The sequence below is a fragment of the Phenylobacterium sp. J426 genome, from assembly GCF_024699945.1.
GTDB lineage: Bacteria > Pseudomonadota > Alphaproteobacteria > Caulobacterales > Caulobacteraceae > Phenylobacterium.
This window is the reverse complement of sequence record NZ_JAJOMY010000001.1, coordinates 2,396,258-2,412,858: the sequence shown is the minus strand read 5'-3', so window position 1 is coordinate 2,412,858 and position 16,601 is coordinate 2,396,258. Positions and strand designations below refer to the sequence as shown.

At 70.5% G+C, this 16,601-nt stretch carries 14 protein-coding genes and 1 pseudogene; 8 read left to right on the top strand and 7 right to left on the bottom strand.

Annotated elements, in window-relative coordinates; all coding sequences use genetic code 11:
- Entirely contained in the window at positions 1-519 is a 519-nt protein-coding gene (locus LRS10_RS12685; protein ID WP_257837578.1) for an NUDIX hydrolase, read from the bottom strand.
- A 124-nt stretch (positions 520-643) separates the two neighbouring features.
- On the opposite strand from LRS10_RS12685, the gene LRS10_RS12680 reads away from it, so the two are divergent.
- The 4 genes from LRS10_RS12680 to LRS10_RS12665 all read left to right on the top strand — a co-directional run bounded on the left by LRS10_RS12680 (position 644) and on the right by LRS10_RS12665 (position 5,375).
- The gene (locus LRS10_RS12680) at positions 644-919 is read left to right on the top strand and encodes a hypothetical protein (protein ID WP_257837577.1); all 276 of its coding nucleotides are present in this window, start codon (positions 644-646) and stop codon (positions 917-919) included.
- 117 nt (positions 920-1,036) lie between these two features.
- Entirely contained in the window at positions 1,037-2,593 is a 1,557-nt protein-coding gene (locus LRS10_RS12675) for an EAL domain-containing protein (protein ID WP_257837576.1), read from the top strand.
- A 294-nt stretch (positions 2,594-2,887) separates the two neighbouring features.
- Positions 2,888-5,002: an elongation factor G gene (locus tag LRS10_RS12670; RefSeq protein WP_257837575.1), complete on the top strand. Its 2,115-nt coding sequence runs from the start codon at positions 2,888-2,890 to the stop codon at positions 5,000-5,002.
- Complete coding sequence (locus tag LRS10_RS12665; protein WP_257837574.1) at positions 4,962-5,375, top strand: VOC family protein; 414 nt, start codon at positions 4,962-4,964, stop codon at positions 5,373-5,375. The genes LRS10_RS12670 and LRS10_RS12665 overlap by 41 nt, the downstream gene beginning before the upstream one ends.
- On the opposite strand, the gene LRS10_RS12660 is transcribed toward LRS10_RS12665, so the two are convergent.
- Together LRS10_RS12660 and LRS10_RS12655 are read right to left on the bottom strand one after the other, a co-directional pair.
- The gene (locus tag LRS10_RS12660; protein WP_257837573.1) at positions 5,323-5,979 is read right to left on the bottom strand and encodes a glutathione S-transferase family protein; all 657 of its coding nucleotides are present in this window, start codon (positions 5,977-5,979) and stop codon (positions 5,323-5,325) included. The genes LRS10_RS12665 and LRS10_RS12660 overlap by 53 nt on opposite strands.
- 41 nt (positions 5,980-6,020) lie before the next feature.
- A complete protein-coding gene (locus LRS10_RS12655; RefSeq protein ID WP_257837572.1) occupies positions 6,021-6,677 on the bottom strand; it encodes a DUF2306 domain-containing protein in 657 nt (218 codons plus the stop codon).
- A gap of 117 nt (positions 6,678-6,794) precedes the next feature.
- Between LRS10_RS12655 and LRS10_RS12650 the strand changes: the two genes are divergently transcribed.
- Positions 6,795-7,544, top strand: a complete 750-nt coding sequence (locus tag LRS10_RS12650) for a LytTR family DNA-binding domain-containing protein (protein ID WP_257837571.1) — start codon at positions 6,795-6,797, stop codon at positions 7,542-7,544.
- Here LRS10_RS12650 and LRS10_RS12645 read toward each other — a convergent pair.
- From LRS10_RS12645 to LRS10_RS12635, 3 genes and pseudogenes are all read right to left on the bottom strand, one after another.
- Positions 7,541-9,379, bottom strand: coding sequence for a DUF885 family protein (locus tag LRS10_RS12645; protein WP_257837570.1), 1,839 nt, complete (start codon positions 9,377-9,379; stop codon positions 7,541-7,543). The two genes, LRS10_RS12650 and LRS10_RS12645, sit on opposite strands and share 4 nt — an antisense overlap.
- A gap of 8 nt (positions 9,380-9,387) precedes the next feature.
- A pseudogene (locus tag LRS10_RS12640) lies at positions 9,388-11,203 on the bottom strand (DUF885 family protein).
- 4 nt (positions 11,204-11,207) lie between these two features.
- Positions 11,208-12,998 carry a DUF885 family protein gene (locus tag LRS10_RS12635; RefSeq protein WP_257839158.1) on the bottom strand — a complete coding sequence of 597 codons (1,791 nt, stop codon included), beginning with the start codon at positions 12,996-12,998 and terminating at the stop codon, positions 11,208-11,210.
- 207 nt (positions 12,999-13,205) lie between these two features.
- Here LRS10_RS12635 and LRS10_RS12630 point away from each other — a divergent pair, with 207 nt between their 5' ends.
- The 3 genes from LRS10_RS12630 to LRS10_RS12620 are packed head-to-tail and all read left to right on the top strand — an operon-like array spanning position 13,206 to position 15,698.
- Positions 13,206-13,460, top strand: coding sequence for a hypothetical protein (locus LRS10_RS12630; RefSeq protein WP_257837568.1), 255 nt, complete (start codon positions 13,206-13,208; stop codon positions 13,458-13,460).
- The gene (locus LRS10_RS12625) at positions 13,448-14,500 is read left to right on the top strand and encodes a M20/M25/M40 family metallo-hydrolase (RefSeq protein WP_257837567.1); all 1,053 of its coding nucleotides are present in this window, start codon (positions 13,448-13,450) and stop codon (positions 14,498-14,500) included. Before LRS10_RS12630 ends, LRS10_RS12625 begins: the two co-directional genes overlap by 13 nt.
- A gap of 7 nt (positions 14,501-14,507) precedes the next feature.
- A complete protein-coding gene (locus LRS10_RS12620; protein WP_257837566.1) occupies positions 14,508-15,698 on the top strand; it encodes a TIGR03862 family flavoprotein in 1,191 nt (396 codons plus the stop codon).
- Here the strand turns inward: LRS10_RS12620 and LRS10_RS12615 are convergent.
- The gene (locus LRS10_RS12615; protein WP_257837565.1) at positions 15,695-16,570 is read right to left on the bottom strand and encodes a TauD/TfdA family dioxygenase; all 876 of its coding nucleotides are present in this window, start codon (positions 16,568-16,570) and stop codon (positions 15,695-15,697) included. The two genes, LRS10_RS12620 and LRS10_RS12615, sit on opposite strands and share 4 nt — an antisense overlap.
- Positions 16,571-16,601 lie beyond the last annotated feature (31 nt).

Here is a 16,601-nt window from a genome sequence, read left to right as displayed (position 1 = left end):
CTAGCGGCGGCGCTTGACGGTAGCGCGACAGGTCATGTCCAGGGAATGAGGGGCGGCTTGGCGGGCAGGGCGCCCGGCGATGACGTCCTCCAGCAGGCGGGCGAGGCCGGGCGGGAAGACGCGGTCGGCCGTGGTCAGCAGCGCGAGGCGGTCCCACCAGCGGATGTCGTCGATCAGGTCGTGCTCGTGCGGATGCCAGCCGGAGCGGTCGGGGTCGCCGCCCGCGCAGCGGGCCAGAAAGTACTCTTCCCGCAACAGCGTGGGCGCGGGCAGCCGCATCACGCCCTCGCGCCGCCAGAGGACAGGTCCGAGGTCGAAGTCCAGCCAGCCGGTCTCCTCGCGGATCTCGCGGGCCGCAGCCTCGGCCATGGTCTCGCCGGGTTCGACCCCGCCGCCGATGGTGAACCAGGCCCCCTCGCCGTCCGGCCGGCTGGGCAGGCGTCCCTTCATCAGCAGCACGCGGTCGGTGCGATCAAGCAGGACGACGCGGGCGGTCGGCCGCACGGGGAGCGCGTCCAAGCCTCAGCCCCGCCCGCCGCAGCTGAAACCGGTGGCTGAAAACCCGTAGCGATATTGAAACCTTAAGATGTGGCCACGCAGCATGGCCCGCATCGTAAGCGTAACCCGAGGATCGACGCCAGCCATGCCCGCCGCGCCCGAGGCGATCCGCACCAGCCGCCGCGACCTGGTCTCGCGGGTGGCGACGCTCGAGCTGCTGGTCCACGACCTGGTGGACCTGCTGTGGCGGCTGGATCCGGAGGCGATGGACAGGCTCGCCCGGGAAGCGGGACAGGATCTGGAAATCCAGAACAGCCGCATCCCCCTGCCGGCCGGCGAGCACCAGCGTGAGCGGCTCTACGCCGTGCTGAAGGACCGCCAGCGCATGCTGAAGCCGCGTCGCGCCCCCGCTGCGGCCTGAGCTGCCGCCCCGCCGCGCCGTCAACCCTCCGTCAACCACCCTCCGAAACGCGGGCTTAAGCCGCGGGCCCTACAGGTATGGGCTGAACTTCGAGGACTCTGACCCGCTTTGGAACTGATGTCGCACCGGATGCTGGGCTTCGCCTTCGCCGGCGCCGACCTCCTGCTGGAGATCGGCGCGGACGGGCGGATCGCGTTCGCGCTGGGCGCCAGCGAGACCCTGTCGGGCGAGGCCGAGACCTCCTTGAGCGGACGCCCGTGGCGGCAGTTCGTCGCCCGCGCCGACCACGCCATGGTGGCCGCCCTGCTGGACGGCCTGGAGCCCGGCTCGCGCGCCGGGCCGCTGGTGGTCAGCCTGGCCGCGGCCGAAGGAAAGCCGATCCGCCGGGCCAGCCTCTGCGCCCTTCGGCTGCCGCAGAACGGGGGCGCCGTCTCGTGCGCCTTCGCCCGGGCCGGCGGCGCCGCCGGCGAAGGCCTGCTGAGCCGCGCCGACTTCGAGGCGATGGCCGCCAAGCTGGCCGACGATCCCGGGCTGGAGCTGGCGCTGGTGGAACTGGCGGGCCTGAGCGCCGCCCTGGACGCCGCGCCGGAAGACGAGCGCGGCCCCCTCACCGACCAGCTGTCGGGCGTGCTGCGCTCTCTGGCCCACCGCGGCGAGGCCGCCACCGACCTGGGGGAGGACCGCTTCGCCCTCGTCCGCGCCAAGGGCGAGGACGCACGGGCGCTGCAGAGCCGGCTGAAGCGGCTGATCGAGCTCCCGGTGACGCCCGAGGCCGGCGTGATCGCCATGGGCGGGGTCGAGAGCTCCAAGCAGGCGATCAAGGCGCTGCGCTTCGCCCTGAACAGCTTCGTCGAAGAGGGGCTGACCGAAGCCCGTCCCGAGACCTTGGGTCAGGCGCTGGACACCGCCATCGAAGGCGCGCTGACCGACGCCCGCGCACTGGGCGCCACGATCCGCGACCGCCAGTTCCGCCTGACCTACCAGCCCGTCATCCGGCTGATGGACGGCCGGGTGAGCCATCACGAGGTGCTGGTGCGCTTCGGCGAGGAGGCGAGCCCCTTCCCGACCATCCGCGCGGCCGAGGAGATGGACCTCATCGAGCCGCTGGACCTGGCGATCCTGGAAGAGGCGCTCGACGTGCTCGAGGCCCAGCCGAAGACCTCGCTGGCGGTCAACATCTCGGGCCGCACGATCGCCTCGGACGCCTTCGTGGCGCGGGCGGAGGCGCTGCTGAAGGCGCGGCCGACCGTGAAGGACCGGCTCATCCTGGAGATCACCGAGAGCGCCGCGATCGACGATCTGGCCGCCGCCGACCGACGGCTGCAGGCGCTGCGCGCGGCGGGCTGCGAGGTGTGCCTGGACGACTTCGGGGCCGGCGCCGCGTCGCTGGCCTATCTGCAGCAGCTGACCATCGACATCCTGAAGATCGACGGCCGCTACATCCGCGAACTTCAGCACGGCGGCCGCGAGAGCACTTTCATCCGCCACCTGGTGAACCTGTGCCGGGAGCTGGACGTGAAGACCCTGGCCGAGATGGTCGAGACGGCGGACGCCGAGCGGGCCGTGCGGCTGGCGGGCGTGGATTACGCCCAGGGCTGGTACTACGGCGCCGCCGCGGACACGCCGGAGCTGAAGGTGAAGCCGCCCGCGATCCGGCCGGCGCTGGCGCGGTAGGGCTTCGCCGCTTCCGAACAGACACCTGCCATCCCGGACGGCCGCAGGCCGATCCCGGACCCAGGGCCGAACCCCGTGGACGCGGCCTCTGCAGCTTCGCTGCGGCCGGAATGACAGGCATCGTGTTGGGTATCATCACGAACTCGGGAACGGCGTTCGGAGAAACTCGGGCGTAGGGTTTTCCCCCGGGCGGCGTCGGCCAGCCCCTGCTCAGTCGTCGGCCGCCCAATCATCGCGCCACGGATGCGCTCTCCATCCAGCATCCGGGACGCTCCTGATGCTGGGAGAACGACGATGGCAATCCAGGACAAGGGGTCCGTTCGGGCGCTCGCGCTCGTGGGCCCCACAAGCGCCGGCAAGACCGCCCTGATGGAGGCCCTGCTGCACGCCACCGGCGCCGCCGACCGGCGCGGCGAGGTGGGCGACTCGAGCCCCGAGGCCAAGGCGCGGGGCCACTCGGTCGAGCTGAACCTCGCCGGCTTCGATTTCATGGGCGACCGCTATGTGGTCGTCGACTGTCCCGGATCCCTGGAATTCTGCGCCGAGATCGATGCCGCCCTTCCGGCGGTGGACCTGGCCGTCGTCGTGGCCGAACCCGATCCGGCCAAGGCCGTGCTGCTGCAGCCGACGCTGCGGGAGCTGGAACGGCTTGGCGTGCCGCACGCGCTGTTCATCAACAAGATGGATCAGGCCCGGGGTTCGCTTCAGGAGCTGCTGGAGGCGCTCGCGCCCGTGTCGTCGGCGCCGCTGGTGGCGCGGCAGATCCCGACCTGGGGCGGCGACGACAAGGTCTCGGGCTTCATCGACCTCGCCCTCGAGCGGTGCTTCGTCTACCGGCCGGGCCAGCCGTCCGAGCAGGTGGACATCCCCGGCGACCTGGCCGACGCCGAGGCCGAGGCGCGCTTCCACATGCTGGAGCAGATCGCCGACTTCGACGACGACCTCCTGGAACAGCTCCTGTCCGACGTGACGCCCAGCCGCGACGCGGTGTTCGCCGACCTGGTGCGGGAGATGAACGAGGGGCTGATCGTGCCCGTGTTCTTCGGCTCGGCGCAGAACGGCTTCGGCGTGCGCCGGCTGCTGAAGGCGCTGCGTCACGAAACGCCGCCGCCCTCCCGGGCGGCCGAGCGGATCGGGATCAGCACCGGGGCCTATGTGCTGAAGGCCGCCTATGCCGGCCAGTCGGGGAAGATGGCCTATGCGCGGGTGTTCGGGGCCAAGCTGCCGGACGGCGCCGAGTTTGTGCTGCCCGACGGCCAGAAGCGGCGCGGCGGCGGACTGTTCTCGGTGCAGGGCGCGGCGCTGAAGAAGATCGCCGAGGCCGCCATCGGCGACATCTGCGCCATCGGCAAGGTGGAGGAGGCGCTGGCCGGGCAGATCCTGTCGACCACCGGCCAGCCGCAGAGCGTGAAGGCCGAAGCCAGGCCGCGGCGGCCGCTGTTCGCCGTGGCCCTGATCGCCAAGAACCGGAACGACGACGTCCGCCTGTCGGGCGCGCTCGCCAAGCTGGTGGAGGAAGACCCCGGTCTGTCGCTGACGCACGACGCCGAGGCCCGCCAGGTGCTGCTGGCCTGTCAGGGCGAGGGCCACGTGCGGCTGGCGCTGGAGCGGCTAAAGCGGCGGTACGGCGTGGAGATCGACACCCAGCAGCCGAAGACGCCCTACCGCGAGACCCTGCGCCAGGCCGTGACCCAGCGGTCGCGTCACAAGAAGCAGTCGGGCGGCCACGGCCAGTTCGCCGACGTCACCATCGAGGCCCGGCCATTGCCCCGCGGCTCGGGGTTCGTGTTCCAGTCCAAGGTGGTGGGCGGCGCCGTGCCTCGACAGTGGATTCCGGCGGTGGAGGACGGCGTTCGCGACGGCCTCGCCAGGGGCACTTCCGGCTATCCGGTCACCGACGTCGAGGTGACGCTGATCGATGGCCAGACCCACAGCGTCGACTCCTCGGAGATGGCGTTCCGCACCGTGGGACGCCTCGCCATCGAAGAGGCGATGAAGGCGGCCGGGACCATCCTGCTCGAGCCCATCGAGAAGCTGGTGGTCTATTCGCCCTCGCCGGCCGCCTCGAACGTCACCTCGGCCCTGACCGCCCGGCGCGGCCAGATCCTGGGGCTCGGGCCGCGGGAGGACTGGCGCGGCTGGGAGCGCATCGAGGCCTACCTGCCGCAGAGCGAGCGCCAGGACCTGATCGCCGAACTGCGGGGGGCTGACCCAGGGCCTCGGCGCCTTCGAGGCCGACTTCGACCACATGAGCGAGCTGCACGGCCGGCTTGCGGAGGATGTGGGCAAGCTGGCGCGCGAAGGGGCGTAGGGGCTAGCGCTCTACCTCCCCCATCGCGGCAGCGATGGCGGGAGGTAGGATCGGCGGATGCGAATCTCCCAGCTCAGCTACCTCGTGCGGGACTATGACGAGGCGATCGGGTTCTTCGTGGGGAAGCTCGGGTTCGAGCTGGTCGAGGACACGTCGATGGGTCCGGAGAAGCGCTGGGTGGTCGTGCGGCCGCCCGGGGCCGAAACGGCGCTGCTGCTGGCGAAGGCGGTGGGCGAACAGGCGGACGCAGTCGGCCAGCAGGCCGGCGGTCGGGTGTTCCTGTTCCTCGAAACGGGCGACTTCGACCGCGACCATCGCCGGATGATCGCGGCCGGCGTGCGGTTCCGCGAGGCGCCGCGACGGGAGCCCTATGGGACCGTCGCGGTCTTCGAAGACCTCTATGGGATGGGCTGGGACCTCATTCAGCGGGCTCCGGCTGAGCCTGCGCCTGGGGCTGGGCCTGGGCGATGAGGGCGTCGTCGATCTCAACCGCGCGCTTGTCGGCCGGACGGGCGGTGCAGCGGGCGACATAGGCCTCGAAGACCGGGCGCTTCTCCAGCGTGCCGAACTGCATGCCCCAGCCGAGGTGCGAGGCGATGTACAGGTCCGCCGCGGTGAAACTGTCGCCGACCAGATAGTCGCGGCCCGTCAGGGCGCTTTCGAGCGTGTCGAGCACGTCCTTCATGCTGCCGAAGCCGACCATGGCCCTCTGTTCCTCATTGGGCTCGACGCCGAGGAACTTCGTCGAGACCGCCTGCTCGATCGGACCGGCGCCGAAGAAGAGCCAGCGGTAGTATTCGCCGCGCAGCTTCGAGCCGACCGGCGGCGCGAGGTTGGCCTGCGGGAAAGCGTCGGCCAGGTAGGCGATGATGGCGGCGCATTCGGTCACCGTCGTGCCGCCGTGGACGATGGTCGGCACCTTGCCCATCGGATTGACGGCCAGGTACTCGGGGCTCCTGTTCTCGCCCCAGTTGACGACCTTGGTGGTGTAGGGCTGGCCGATCTCCTCCAGCATCCAGCGGATGATCCGGCCGCGGGACATGGGGTTGGTGTAGAAGACGAGTTCATCCGACATGGCGGGGCTCCTTGGTGGTTGTCGCCAGACCCGGGACGAGCTTACGCCCGGCTGCTGACAGGGTCTGTCAGCAGCGACCGATGTTCGCCATTCCGCCCGGATTCCCGACGAAGATAGGCCTCGACGATGGCGAGGTTGGGGACCCAGGAGAGCCAGGAAACGGCGACGTAGGTCTGCATGAAGTCCAGGCCCAGCATCGGGCCGATCGGCAGGTAGAGCCGCAGAGTGACCGCGCCGAAGGTGAGCGCGAACGAACGGATCATCCAGCGGCGATGGTCGTCGAAGCGCCGGGCGTGCGCGGCGCGCCACGCCTGGACGGTGGTCCAGATCCAGAGCACGCCGAGAACGCCGAAGCCGAAGGCGGCGACAGGCCCGGCGGTGGTGGTGGGCGCAAGCACGAGGGCCGCGCCGCCCCCGATCAGGCAGCCGGCGGCATAGAGGCGGCCCAGCCAGCGGTGCAGCGGCCGTCGACGGCGAACGGCGGGCAGGAACTGGAAACAGCCGACCAGCAGGGCGGTGGCGGCGCCGCCGGCGTGGACAGCGATCCAGGGCCTGGCCATCAGATTGGCCATGACGTTGTCGGCCAGCAGGCCGGCGAAGGTCACATAGCGGTAGGAGAACAGCGCCACCGCCACGCTGAGCACGGCGGCGAGCGCCCACCCCAGGCGGGCGGCGGAACGAGAAAGAAAGGTCGGCATCGGTCGGCCCTGTTGATCGAGACGAGCGGAAGGTGACGGGGCCGGCGCGGGGCGGAAGATGCAAATCCGCGAACGGCGCCAATTCTGCGCGAACGGCGCCGGTGGCAAAGTCGGCGCGTGAAGCGAGTCGACGCGCCCCTGCTCCGACGCCTGGCCACCGAATTCGCCCTGCTGGTGGCGATCGGTGTGACGGTGGCGTTCCTGGGCCCTTACGAAACGGGCGAGCGGCCGCTGTCGCAGCGGCTGGTGTACTGGCTGATCCTGATGATCGGCGGCGGGCTGATCGGCATCGCCATCGACGAGGCGGTGCGGCGGCGCCTGCCCGGCTTCTGGCCGCGGCTGCTCACGGTCAGCGTGCTGATGACCCCCGGCATCATGGGGCTGGTCGTGGTGGTCTCGCACCTTCTGGCCGGCGCCCCGTTGCGGGTGCTCGATCCACCGGGCCTGGCGTTCCAGGTGTTCCTGCTGAGCCTCGCGACCATGGCCTTGCGGCAGCTGATGCTGGCCAAGCTGGAGCCGCCGGCGGCGGTGTCGCCGACGGCGTCGGATCCCACCGCGGTGTTCCGTGGGCGGCTGTCGGCCAAACGGCGCGCGGCGGCGTTGATCGCCGTCGAGGCCGAGGACCACTACCTGCGGGTCCATACCGACGCCGGGTCGGAGCTGGTGACGGCCCGGTTCGCCGACGCGCTGGCGGAGCTGGCCGAGGCGCCCGGGTTCCGGACCCATCGCTCATGGTGGGTGGCGGCCGACGCCATCGAGGAGGTGCGCTGGCGCCGGGGGGCGGGCGAGGCCCGGCTGGCGGGGGGCCTCGTGGTCCCCGTCAGCCGCAGCCAGGCGCCTCAGCTCAAGGCCGCAGGCTGGTTCTAGGCCCGCGCGGCGGCCCAGTCGGCGATGTGACGCTCGAGCACCGTCATCGGCATGTTGCCGTAGAGCAGGGCCGCGTCGTGGAAATCGGCGATCTGGAACCTGGATCCCAGCTTCCTGCGGGCGTCTTCCCGGAGCTTCACCCAGACGACGTGGCCGATCTTGTAGGTGCAGGCCTGGCCGGGGCTGACGAAGTAGCGCTCGACCTCGCGCTGGGCGCGGGTCTCCGGGTAGCCGATGACGTCGACCATGTACTGGGTGGCCTGGGCGCGGGTCCAGCGCTTGGCGTGGATGCCGGTGTCGACCACCAGGCGGGCGGCGCGGAACAGCAGGGACTGGAGGTAGCCGGCGCGGCCCAGCGGATCGTTGGCGTAGACCCCCATCTCGTCGGCGACCTGCTCGGCGTAGAGCGCCCACCCCTCGGAGTAGGCCGAGTTGCCGAAGCCGGTGCGGCGCAGGATCGGGATCGACGGGTTCTCCTGGGCGATGGCGATCTGCATGTGATGGCCCGGCGCCGCCTCGTGGTAGGTCAGGGTCGGCAGGTTGTAGCGGGGCCAGTCGGCCGTCGTCTTCAGGTTGATGTAGAAGGCGCCCGGGCGCGAGCCGTCGAGCGCCGGGGCCTGATAGTAGCCGTTCGAGGCGCCGTCCTGGATGAAGGCCGGCACGCGGCGCACCTCCACGGGGGCCTTGGGCATGGTGCGGAAGGCCTTGGGCAGGTCCTTGTAGATCGCCGCGATCTGCTGGTTCAGGTCGGCGATGATCTGGGCCCGGCCCTCGTCGGTGTCGGGATAGAGCTGCTTCGGATCGTTGTTCAGCGCCGCGAGGCGCTGCCCGACGGAGCCCTGCGTCATCCCCTGGGACTTCAGGATCGCGTCGATCTGGGCGGTGATCTCGCGGACCTGGTCCAGGCCCATGCGGTGGACCTGGTCGGGCGTGTAGTCGGTGGTGGTCGAGCTCTTCACCGCGTCGGCATAGTAGGCCTCGCCGTTGGGCAGCGCCCAGGCGCCGGCGTCGGGACGCGCCTTGGCCTTCAGGGCCTCCATGGCGGCGATCTGGCGATCGAGGGCCGGGAAGACTTCGGTCTGAACGATCTTCTCGGCGCGGGCGGCCCAATCGCCGGGCAGGTTCGCCGCCTGGGTCTTCCTGGCCAGGGAGGTGACGAGCACCGTCTGGGCGGCCGGCTGCTCGCGCAGCGCCCTCATCTGGCCGATGGCCAGCGGCACGGCGAAGGCCGGCAGAACGGCGCCCAGGGCGACGTCATGGTTCAGGCGCTCGAGATCCTGGTCCATCTGACGGGCGAAGGCGCTGATGCGCGAGAGGTTGGCCTCGGCGTCGCTCGCGTTGGCCACCTTGTGCTGGCTGTCGAGGAAGTCGGGGATGTCCTGGTAGGAGCCCGTGCGCTGGCTGACCACGAAGGGGCTGTAGTTGCGGCCGACGCTGCCGAACTTGTAGCGGTCGCCGGAATAGACCGCCTGCTCCTGGACGTAGAGCACGGTGTCGTAGTCGATCTTCGCGCCTTGCGAGAGCTTGGCGCGGTCGATGGTCCTGAGCTGCCTCACCCAGTCGCGCGTGCGCTGCAGGCGGCGGTCCCGGGCGGCCAGGGACTCGTCGTCGAGCTGCGCCTTCAGGCCGGCCCGGCGGTCCTTGTCGAGGCCGAGCCGGGTGGCGAATTCGGGACTGTCGTCAACCAGGGTCTCGAACATGGCGTCGAGCTGGGCGCGGAGCCTGGCGTCCTCGGAGCCCTGAGCGCCCCCTTGGGCGAGCGCGGGCGTGGCGGCGGCGAGCGCGGCCCCGGCCGTGGTGGCGAGGAAGCTGCGGCGGTCGAACTGGGTGGTCATCGGACGTTTCAGGCCTTCTGCTGGGCGATGTGGCGGTCGACGACGCGTTCGAGGACGGTCAGCGGCATGGCGCCGGAGAGCAGCGCGGCGTCGTGGAACTTGCGGATGTCGAAGCGGGGGCCGAGGCCAGCCTTGGCCTTCTCGCGCAGGCGCAGCCAGGTGAGCTTGCCGACCATGTAGCTGCAGGCCTGGCCGGGCCAGACGCTGTAGCGCTCGATCTCGGTGGCGGCCGAGCTGGCCGGTGAACCGTCGATGGAGGTCATGGTCTCGATCGCCTTCTCGCGGCTCCAGCGCATGGCATGCAGGCCGGTGTCGACGACGAGGCGCGCGGCGCGGAACAGCGAGGCCTGGATCTGGCCGAGCTCGCCCAGCGGATCGTTCTCGTACATGCCCATCTCGAGCGCCAACTGCTCGGAGTAGAGCGCCCAGCCCTCGGAGTAGGGCGAGAAGCCGGCGATGCGGCGGAGCATCGGCAGGTCCGCCTCCTGCTGCAGCGAGCGCTGCAGGTGGTGGCCGGGGATGGCCTCGTGATAGGTGAGCGTCTTCAGCGTCCAGCGCGGGTTCTCGGCGCTGTCGCGGAGATTGATCCAGTAGATGCCGGGCCGGGAGCCGTCGAGCGCGGGCCGATTGTAGTAGCCGCCGGGCGCGCCGGCCTCGATGAACTTGGGCACGCGGCGGATCTCGACCGGCGCCTTGGGCAGCTGGCCGAACATCTGCGGCAGGCGGGGCTCGATCGCCTTCACCAGCTCGTTCAAGTCGGCGATCAGCTGTTCCTTCGCCTGGTCGGTGTCGGCGTAGAGCTGCGCAGGATCCCTGAAGAGGTGCTGGATGCGCTCGCCGACCGTGCCCTGGGTCAGGCCCTGGCCACGGAGGATGACCTCGGCGCGGGCCGACAGCGCCTTGGCCTGCTCCAGGCCCAGGGCGTGGATTTCCTTCGGCGTCAGCGTGGTGGTGGTCGAGCTCTTCAGGGCGTCGCGGTAGTAGGCCTCGCCGTCGGGCAGGCGCCAGCAGCCGGCGTCGTGCACGGCCTTCGCCTGCAGGGACCTCAGCAGCGCCATCTGGCGGTCGAGGGCCGGGACCACCTTGTCCGAATAGATCTTCGCGGCCTGGCCGGCGTAGTCGCCGGCGATCCCCTTCTCCTGGGCGCGGGAGGCGACCGAGGTGACCAGCGGCGAGGCCCCCGGATCGACCTTGAGGTTGGCCATCTGGGTCAGCGCGCGCTCCAGCACGAAGTCGGGCGGGACGACGCCGAGGCCCACGTCGCGGCGGGCGCGCTCGGTTTCCTGGTCCATCACCGCAGCGAAGGCCTCAAGGCGCGACAGGTAGGCGTCGGCGTCGGCCTTGGTCTCGATGGTGTGCTGCGTGCCCAGGAAGTCGGGGATGTCCTGATAGCTGCCGGTGAGCTGGGACAGGACGTAGGGCTGGCCCGCGCCGCCGTTGCCGTAGACGTAGCGGGCGTTCGCCTCGTCGTTGGCCTGGCTGGTGAACATCACCGCATCGTAGTGCGGGACCTCGCCGGCGCTGAGCTTGGCGCGGTCGATGGTCTTCAGGAGCTTGAGGTTGCGGGCGGTGCGCGCCTTGTCGGCCTCGAGGCTGGCGATCGACTGGGCGTCAAGCTGGGCCTTCTGGGCGACGCGGGCGCCCTTGTGGAGGCCGAGGCGGGTGACGCTCTCGGGCGAATGGTCGAGCCCCTTCCTCGAAGATCTCGTCGAACAGGGCCCGGAGCCTGGCGTCTTCCGCGTTGCGGGCCTGGGCGTGGCCCCACGTCGGCGCAAGGGCGGCAGCCGAGGCGGCGGCGAGGAAGTGACGGCGGTGGAGGGTCATGCGGTCAGGCCTGCTTGGTGCGGGCGATGTAGAGGTCGACGACGTTCTCGAGCGCAGTCAGCGGCATCGAGCCGGACAGCAGCACGGCGTCGTGGAACTTGCGCGGATCGTACTTCGGGCCGAGCGCCTTCTGGGCCTTCTCGCGCAGACGCAGGATGGTGACCTTGCCGACCATGTAGCTGCAGGCCTGGCCCGGCCAGACCGAGTAGCGCTCGATCTCCTGGGCGGCGAGCGGCTCCGGGTCGCCCTCGATGGCGCGCATCTCGGCGATGGCTTTCTCGCGCGTCCAGCGCAGGTCGTGCAGGCCGGAGTCGCAGACCAGGCGCGCGGAGCGCAGCAGGGCGTCGTGGATGTAGCCCAGCTCGTTCAGCGGCTCGCCCTGGTAAAGGCCCATCTCCTGGACGACCTGCTCGGAGTAGAGCGCCCAGCCCTCGGCGTAGGCGCCGAAGCCCATGACGCGGCGGATCATCGGCAGGTCGGCCTCGAGCTGCATCGAGATCTGCATGTGATGGCCCGGCAGGCCCTCGTGATAGGTCGTGGTCGGCAGGAACCAGTACGGGCTCTCGGCCGTGTCACGCAGGTTCAGCCAGTAGACGCCGGGGCGCGAGCCATCGAGGCTGGGACCCTCGTAGTGGGTGGAGGACCCGCCTTCGGTGGCGGCGGGGATACGGCGGATCTCCAGCGGCGCCTTGGGCAGCGTGCCGAACTGCTCTGGCAACCTCGGCGTGATCTTCTTCACCACCTCGGTGAGGTCCGCGATGATCTTGGCCTTGCCTTCGTCGGTGTTCGGATAGACGCCGGTCTTGGCTTCATAGAGGGCGATGTAGCGCTCGCCGACCGTGCCCCGGGTGTAGCCCAGCTCCTTGAAGAGGACGTCGGCGCGGGCGGACAGCTCGGCCGTGACCTCACGGCCCATCCTGTGGACCTCGGCCGGGCTGATGGAGGTGGTCGTCTGCGCCTTCAGCATGTGGGCGTAATAGGCGGCCCCGTCGGGCAGCTTCCACACGCCGGCGTCGCGGGTGGCGCTGGGCTTCAGGCTCTCCAGCAGGGCCATCTGCCGATCGAGCGCCGGGATGACGCGGCCCTCGTAGACCTTGGCGGCGGCGGTCCGCCAGTCGCCGGAGACATTGGCCTTCTTCGCCTTGTCGGCCAGCGAGGTGACCAGGGTCGACTTGTCGGCGGGCTGGCGCAGAACCTTCATGCCCGCGAGCGCGCCGTTGATGGCGAAGTCCGGCGGGATCACGCCCAGGCCGACGTCGCGGCGGACGCGCTCGACCTCGGCGTCCATGTTGGCGGCGAAGGCCTCAAGGCGGGCGAGGTAGGCTTCCGCGTCCTCCCGGGTTTCGACAGAGTGCTGGCTGTCGAGGAAGTCGGGGACCTCCTGCCAGGAGCCGCAGATCTGGGCCAGCACATAGGGGCTGCCGCCGGTGGGGTAGGCGAAGCGGCGATTGCCCTCGTCCGTGGTTTCGAGCTCGAACAGCAAGGTGTCGTAGTTCACCGCCGCCATGCCCGAGAGCTGCTTGCGGTCGATGGCGCGCAGGCGGCGGAGCTGGTCGGCGGTCTTGGCCTTCTGCCGCTCGACGCCGGCCAGGGAGGCGTCGTGCAGGCGGGCCTTGGCCGCCGCGCGCTCGCCCTTGTCGAGGCCCAGCGACGTGACGAGCTCGGGGCTGTCGTCAAGGGTCTCCTTGAACACCTCGTCGAGGAAGCGGGCGAGCTGGGCTTCGGCGCCGTTAGCGGGCGGCTGAGCGTAGGCCCGGGTGGCGGCGAGCGCCGCGAGGCCCCCCGCAGCGATCATCAGCTGGCGACGGTTGTGCACGCGCGCCTCCCCTTGTCGTAACCTGTGACGCGAAGGCTTAGAGGCCGCGGCGCCGCTCGGGCAAGCGCACGCGCACGAAAGCGCGCATTAATTCCGGGTAATGCGGCATGAGCTTGCCGCGCGCCCTAGGAAAAGGCGGTGGGATCGGCTGATATGCCCCCGCTCTCAGGCAAGGATTCCATCACGATGTTACGCGTTACGGGGCTGGGGCTGGCCGCTGTTCTTTCGCTGTCGGTCTCGACAGGCGCGCTGGCGCAGGCGTCACCCGCACAGGCGGACAGAACGATCCAGCAGATCCGCAACTCGGCCGGGTTCAAGGCCGCGGTGGCGACGCTGGACGCCCAGCACGAGCGGATCGTCAACGACACCATCACCCTGACCGAGATCGAGGCTCCCCCTTCAAGGAGGAGAAGCGGGCCAGGGCCTATATGGAAATGCTGAAGGCGCACGGCCTCAGCGACGTCGAGATGGACGCCGAAGGCAACGTCATGGGCCTGCGCCGCGGGACCGATCCGGCCGGCGGGAAGGTGGTGGTCATCGCCGCCCACCTGGACACGGTCTTCCCGGAAGGGACGAACGTGAAGGTGCGCCGCGAGGGCACGAAGCTCTTCGCCCCCGGCGTCGGCGACGACACGCATTCGCTCGCGGTGCTGCTGGGCTACATCCGGGCGCTGGACGCCGGCAAGGTGAAGACCAAACGCGACATCCTGTTCGTCGGCAACGTCGGCGAGGAAGGCCCCGGGGACCTGCGCGGCGTGCGCTACATCTTCACCAAGGGCAAGTACAAGGACCGGATCGCCGCCTTCTTCTCGATGGATGGCACGAGCGCAGACCGGGTGGTTTCCGGCGCGGTGGGCTCCAAGCGTTATCGGGTCACCTTCAAGGGGCCGGGCGGCCACAGCTATGGCGCGTTCGGCATCGTCAACCCGATGGCGGCGATGGGCAACGCGGTGGTGGCGATGAACCGGGTAGAGGTCCCGAAGAGCCCGAGGACGACCTATGCGACCAGCGTGGTGGGCGGCGGCACGTCGGTGAACTCGATCCCGGAGGCGATCTGGCTGGAGGTCGACATGCGCTCCGAGAGCCCGGACGAGCTCGCCAAGGTGGACGCCAGGTTCAAGCAGATCGTCGACGAGGCGGTGGCGGCGGAGAACGCGGCGCGCAACACCGGGCCGGGCAAGATCACCGCCGAGCTGAAGCTGATCGGCGACCGGCCGACCGGCAAGACGCGCGAGGACGCCGAGATCGTGCAGATCACGTCCGCGGCGGTGCGGGCGGCGGGCTACAAGCCGATCCTGGGCGCCAGCTCGACGGACTCCAACATGCCGATCAGCCTCGGCATCCCGGCCGTGACCATCGGCTCGGGCGGCACGGGCGGCCGCGCGCACGCGCCGGACGAATGGATCGACGTGGCCAAGCCCGAGAGCCTGCGTGGCATGGGCGTCGGCCTGGCCGCGCTGATCGCCATGGCGAACCGCTAAGGACGTGATGCGGACAGTCGCAGTCGTCGGCGCAGGGCCCGCCGGGCTCTTCGCCGCCGAGCGGCTGGCGCAGGCGGGGCTCAAGGTGACGGTCTTCGACCGGATGCCGTCGGTCGCGCGCAAGTTCCTGATGGCGGGCCGCGGCGGGCTGAACCTGACCCATTCCGAGGACTTCGAGGCGTTCGTCGCGCGCTACGGCGGGGCGGCGGGCCGGCTGCGGCCGTACCTGGAGCGGTTTCCGCCGGCCGCGTTGATCGCCTGGGCGGAGGGGCTGGACCAGCCGACGTTCGTGGGGTCCTCGGGGCGGGTGTTCCCCAAGGCGCTGAAGGCCTCGCCGCTGCTGCGGGCCTGGCTGGCGCGGCTGGCGGAGCTCGGGGTGGAGGTGCGGCCCCGGCATGAGTGGCGCGGCTGGACGGACGACGGCGCCCTCCTCTTCCAGGCCCCCGATGGCAGACACGAGGTTCGCTGCGACGCGGTCGTCCTGGCGCTGGGCGGCGCGTCCTGGCCGAAGCTCGGGACAGACGGCGGCTGGGCGGCCTTACTGCCGGAGGCCGTCGCGCCGTTCCGGCCGGCGAACGTGGGCGTGGATGTCACCTGGAGCCCGGTGATGCAGGGCTTCGCGGGCCAGCCGCTGAAGGGCATCGCCCTCACGCACGGCGCGCGGACTGTTCGCGGCGAGGCGATGGTCAGCCGCTATGGCCTGGAGGGCGGCGCGATCTATGCGATATCGGCCGAGCTGCGCGATGCGATCGCCGCCGACGGATCGACCGTTCTGGCGATCGACCTGCGGCCCGACATGAGCGTGGGCGCCCTCACCTCGCGGCTCGCGAAGCCGCAGGGCGCGCAGAGCCTGTCCAATCATCTGCGGAAGGTCTTGAAGCTCTCGCCGGTGGAGACGAACCTGCTGCGCGAGGCGCACGGCAAGGCCCTGCCGGTCGAGCCGGGCGCGCTCGCCCGCGCCATCAAGGCCGCGCCCCTGAGGCTGATCGGCGTCCAAAGGCTGGACCGCGCCATCTCCTCGGCCGGCGGGGTACGGTTGGACGCTGTGGACGCGGAGCTGATGCTGAAGGATCGGCCGGGCGTGTTCGTCGCCGGCGAGATGCTGGACTGGGAAGCCCCGACCGGCGGCTACCTGCTGCAGGCCAGCTTCGCGACGGGGCTGGCGGCGGCGCAGGGGGCGCTGGCGCGGCTGACCTAAGCGACGGCTTCGGCCGGCCTGAGCGCCGCGGCGCCCACCGGCCACGGATCGACCGTGACCCGTCGCATGTGACGGCGCTGGCCGGGGTAGTCGTTGAGCGCGAAGTGCCAGACCGAGCGGTTGTCCCAGAAGGCGACCGAGCCCTCGCGCCAGGCGAAGCGGCAGGTGAAGCCCTCGTAGCGCGAATGCTCGAAGAGGAAGTCGAGTAGCGCCTTGGATTCGCGGGTCTTCCAGCCCTCGATGCGCAGGGTGAACGCCGGATTCACGTAGAGCGCCTTGCGGCCGGTCTCCGGGTGGACCAACACCATGGGGTGGACAAACTCGCCAACGTAGCCGTCGGCCTCGGCCACCTTCATCGACCCGCGCTTCTGGGCCGAGTGGCCTTGGGACGAGTACTCGCGGCTGGCGGAATGGACGGCGTTCAGGCCGTCGAGCGTCTTCTGCAGGCCGGGCGACAGCGCCTCATAGGCGGCGGCCTGGCTGGCGAACAGCGTGTCGCCGCCAAACTCGGGGATCTCGACCGCGTAGAGGATCGAGCCGATCGACGGCCGCTCCAGGAAGCTCATGTCGGAGTGCCACCCGCCGCCGAAGTTCACACGATCCGACGGCTCCTTGATGATCTCCATGACCTCAGGCTGACCCGCCATGGCCGCGACGAAGGGATGGACGTTCAGCGGGCCGAAGCGGGCGCCGAAGGCGACCTGCTGGGCGGGCGTAAGGTCCTGATCGCGGAAGAAGATCACCTGGTGCTCGACGAAGGCCCGGCGGATCTGGGCGACAAGTTCGTCGGACAGCGGCTTTGACAGATCTACGCCGGAGATCTCGGCGCCCAACGCGCCGGCGACGCGGCGGATCTTCAGGGCTTGGCTCATGGCGGACTCCTTGCGGCCACAACGCTACGCC

Coding starts and splice junctions, on each gene's coding strand:
- LRS10_RS12660 (WP_257837573.1), bottom strand. CDS start 5,979: ATGTCGGATGAACTCGTCTTCTACACCAACCCCATGTCCCGCGGCCGG.
- LRS10_RS12635 (WP_257839158.1), bottom strand. CDS start 12,998: ATGATCGCTGCGGGGGGCCTCGCGGCGCTCGCCGCCACCCGGGCCTAC.
- LRS10_RS12665 (WP_257837574.1), top strand. CDS start 4,962: ATGCGAATCTCCCAGCTCAGCTACCTCGTGCGGGACTATGACGAGGCG.
- LRS10_RS12620 (WP_257837566.1), top strand. CDS start 14,508: ATGCGGACAGTCGCAGTCGTCGGCGCAGGGCCCGCCGGGCTCTTCGCC.
- LRS10_RS12615 (WP_257837565.1), bottom strand. CDS start 16,570: ATGAGCCAAGCCCTGAAGATCCGCCGCGTCGCCGGCGCGTTGGGCGCC.
- LRS10_RS12670 (WP_257837575.1), top strand. CDS start 2,888: ATGGCAATCCAGGACAAGGGGTCCGTTCGGGCGCTCGCGCTCGTGGGC.
- LRS10_RS12655 (WP_257837572.1), bottom strand. CDS start 6,677: ATGCCGACCTTTCTTTCTCGTTCCGCCGCCCGCCTGGGGTGGGCGCTC.
- LRS10_RS12680 (WP_257837577.1), top strand. CDS start 644: ATGCCCGCCGCGCCCGAGGCGATCCGCACCAGCCGCCGCGACCTGGTC.
- LRS10_RS12625 (WP_257837567.1), top strand. CDS start 13,448: ATGGAAATGCTGAAGGCGCACGGCCTCAGCGACGTCGAGATGGACGCC.
- LRS10_RS12630 (WP_257837568.1), top strand. CDS start 13,206: ATGTTACGCGTTACGGGGCTGGGGCTGGCCGCTGTTCTTTCGCTGTCG.
- LRS10_RS12645 (WP_257837570.1), bottom strand. CDS start 9,379: ATGACCACCCAGTTCGACCGCCGCAGCTTCCTCGCCACCACGGCCGGG.
- LRS10_RS12675 (WP_257837576.1), top strand. CDS start 1,037: ATGTCGCACCGGATGCTGGGCTTCGCCTTCGCCGGCGCCGACCTCCTG.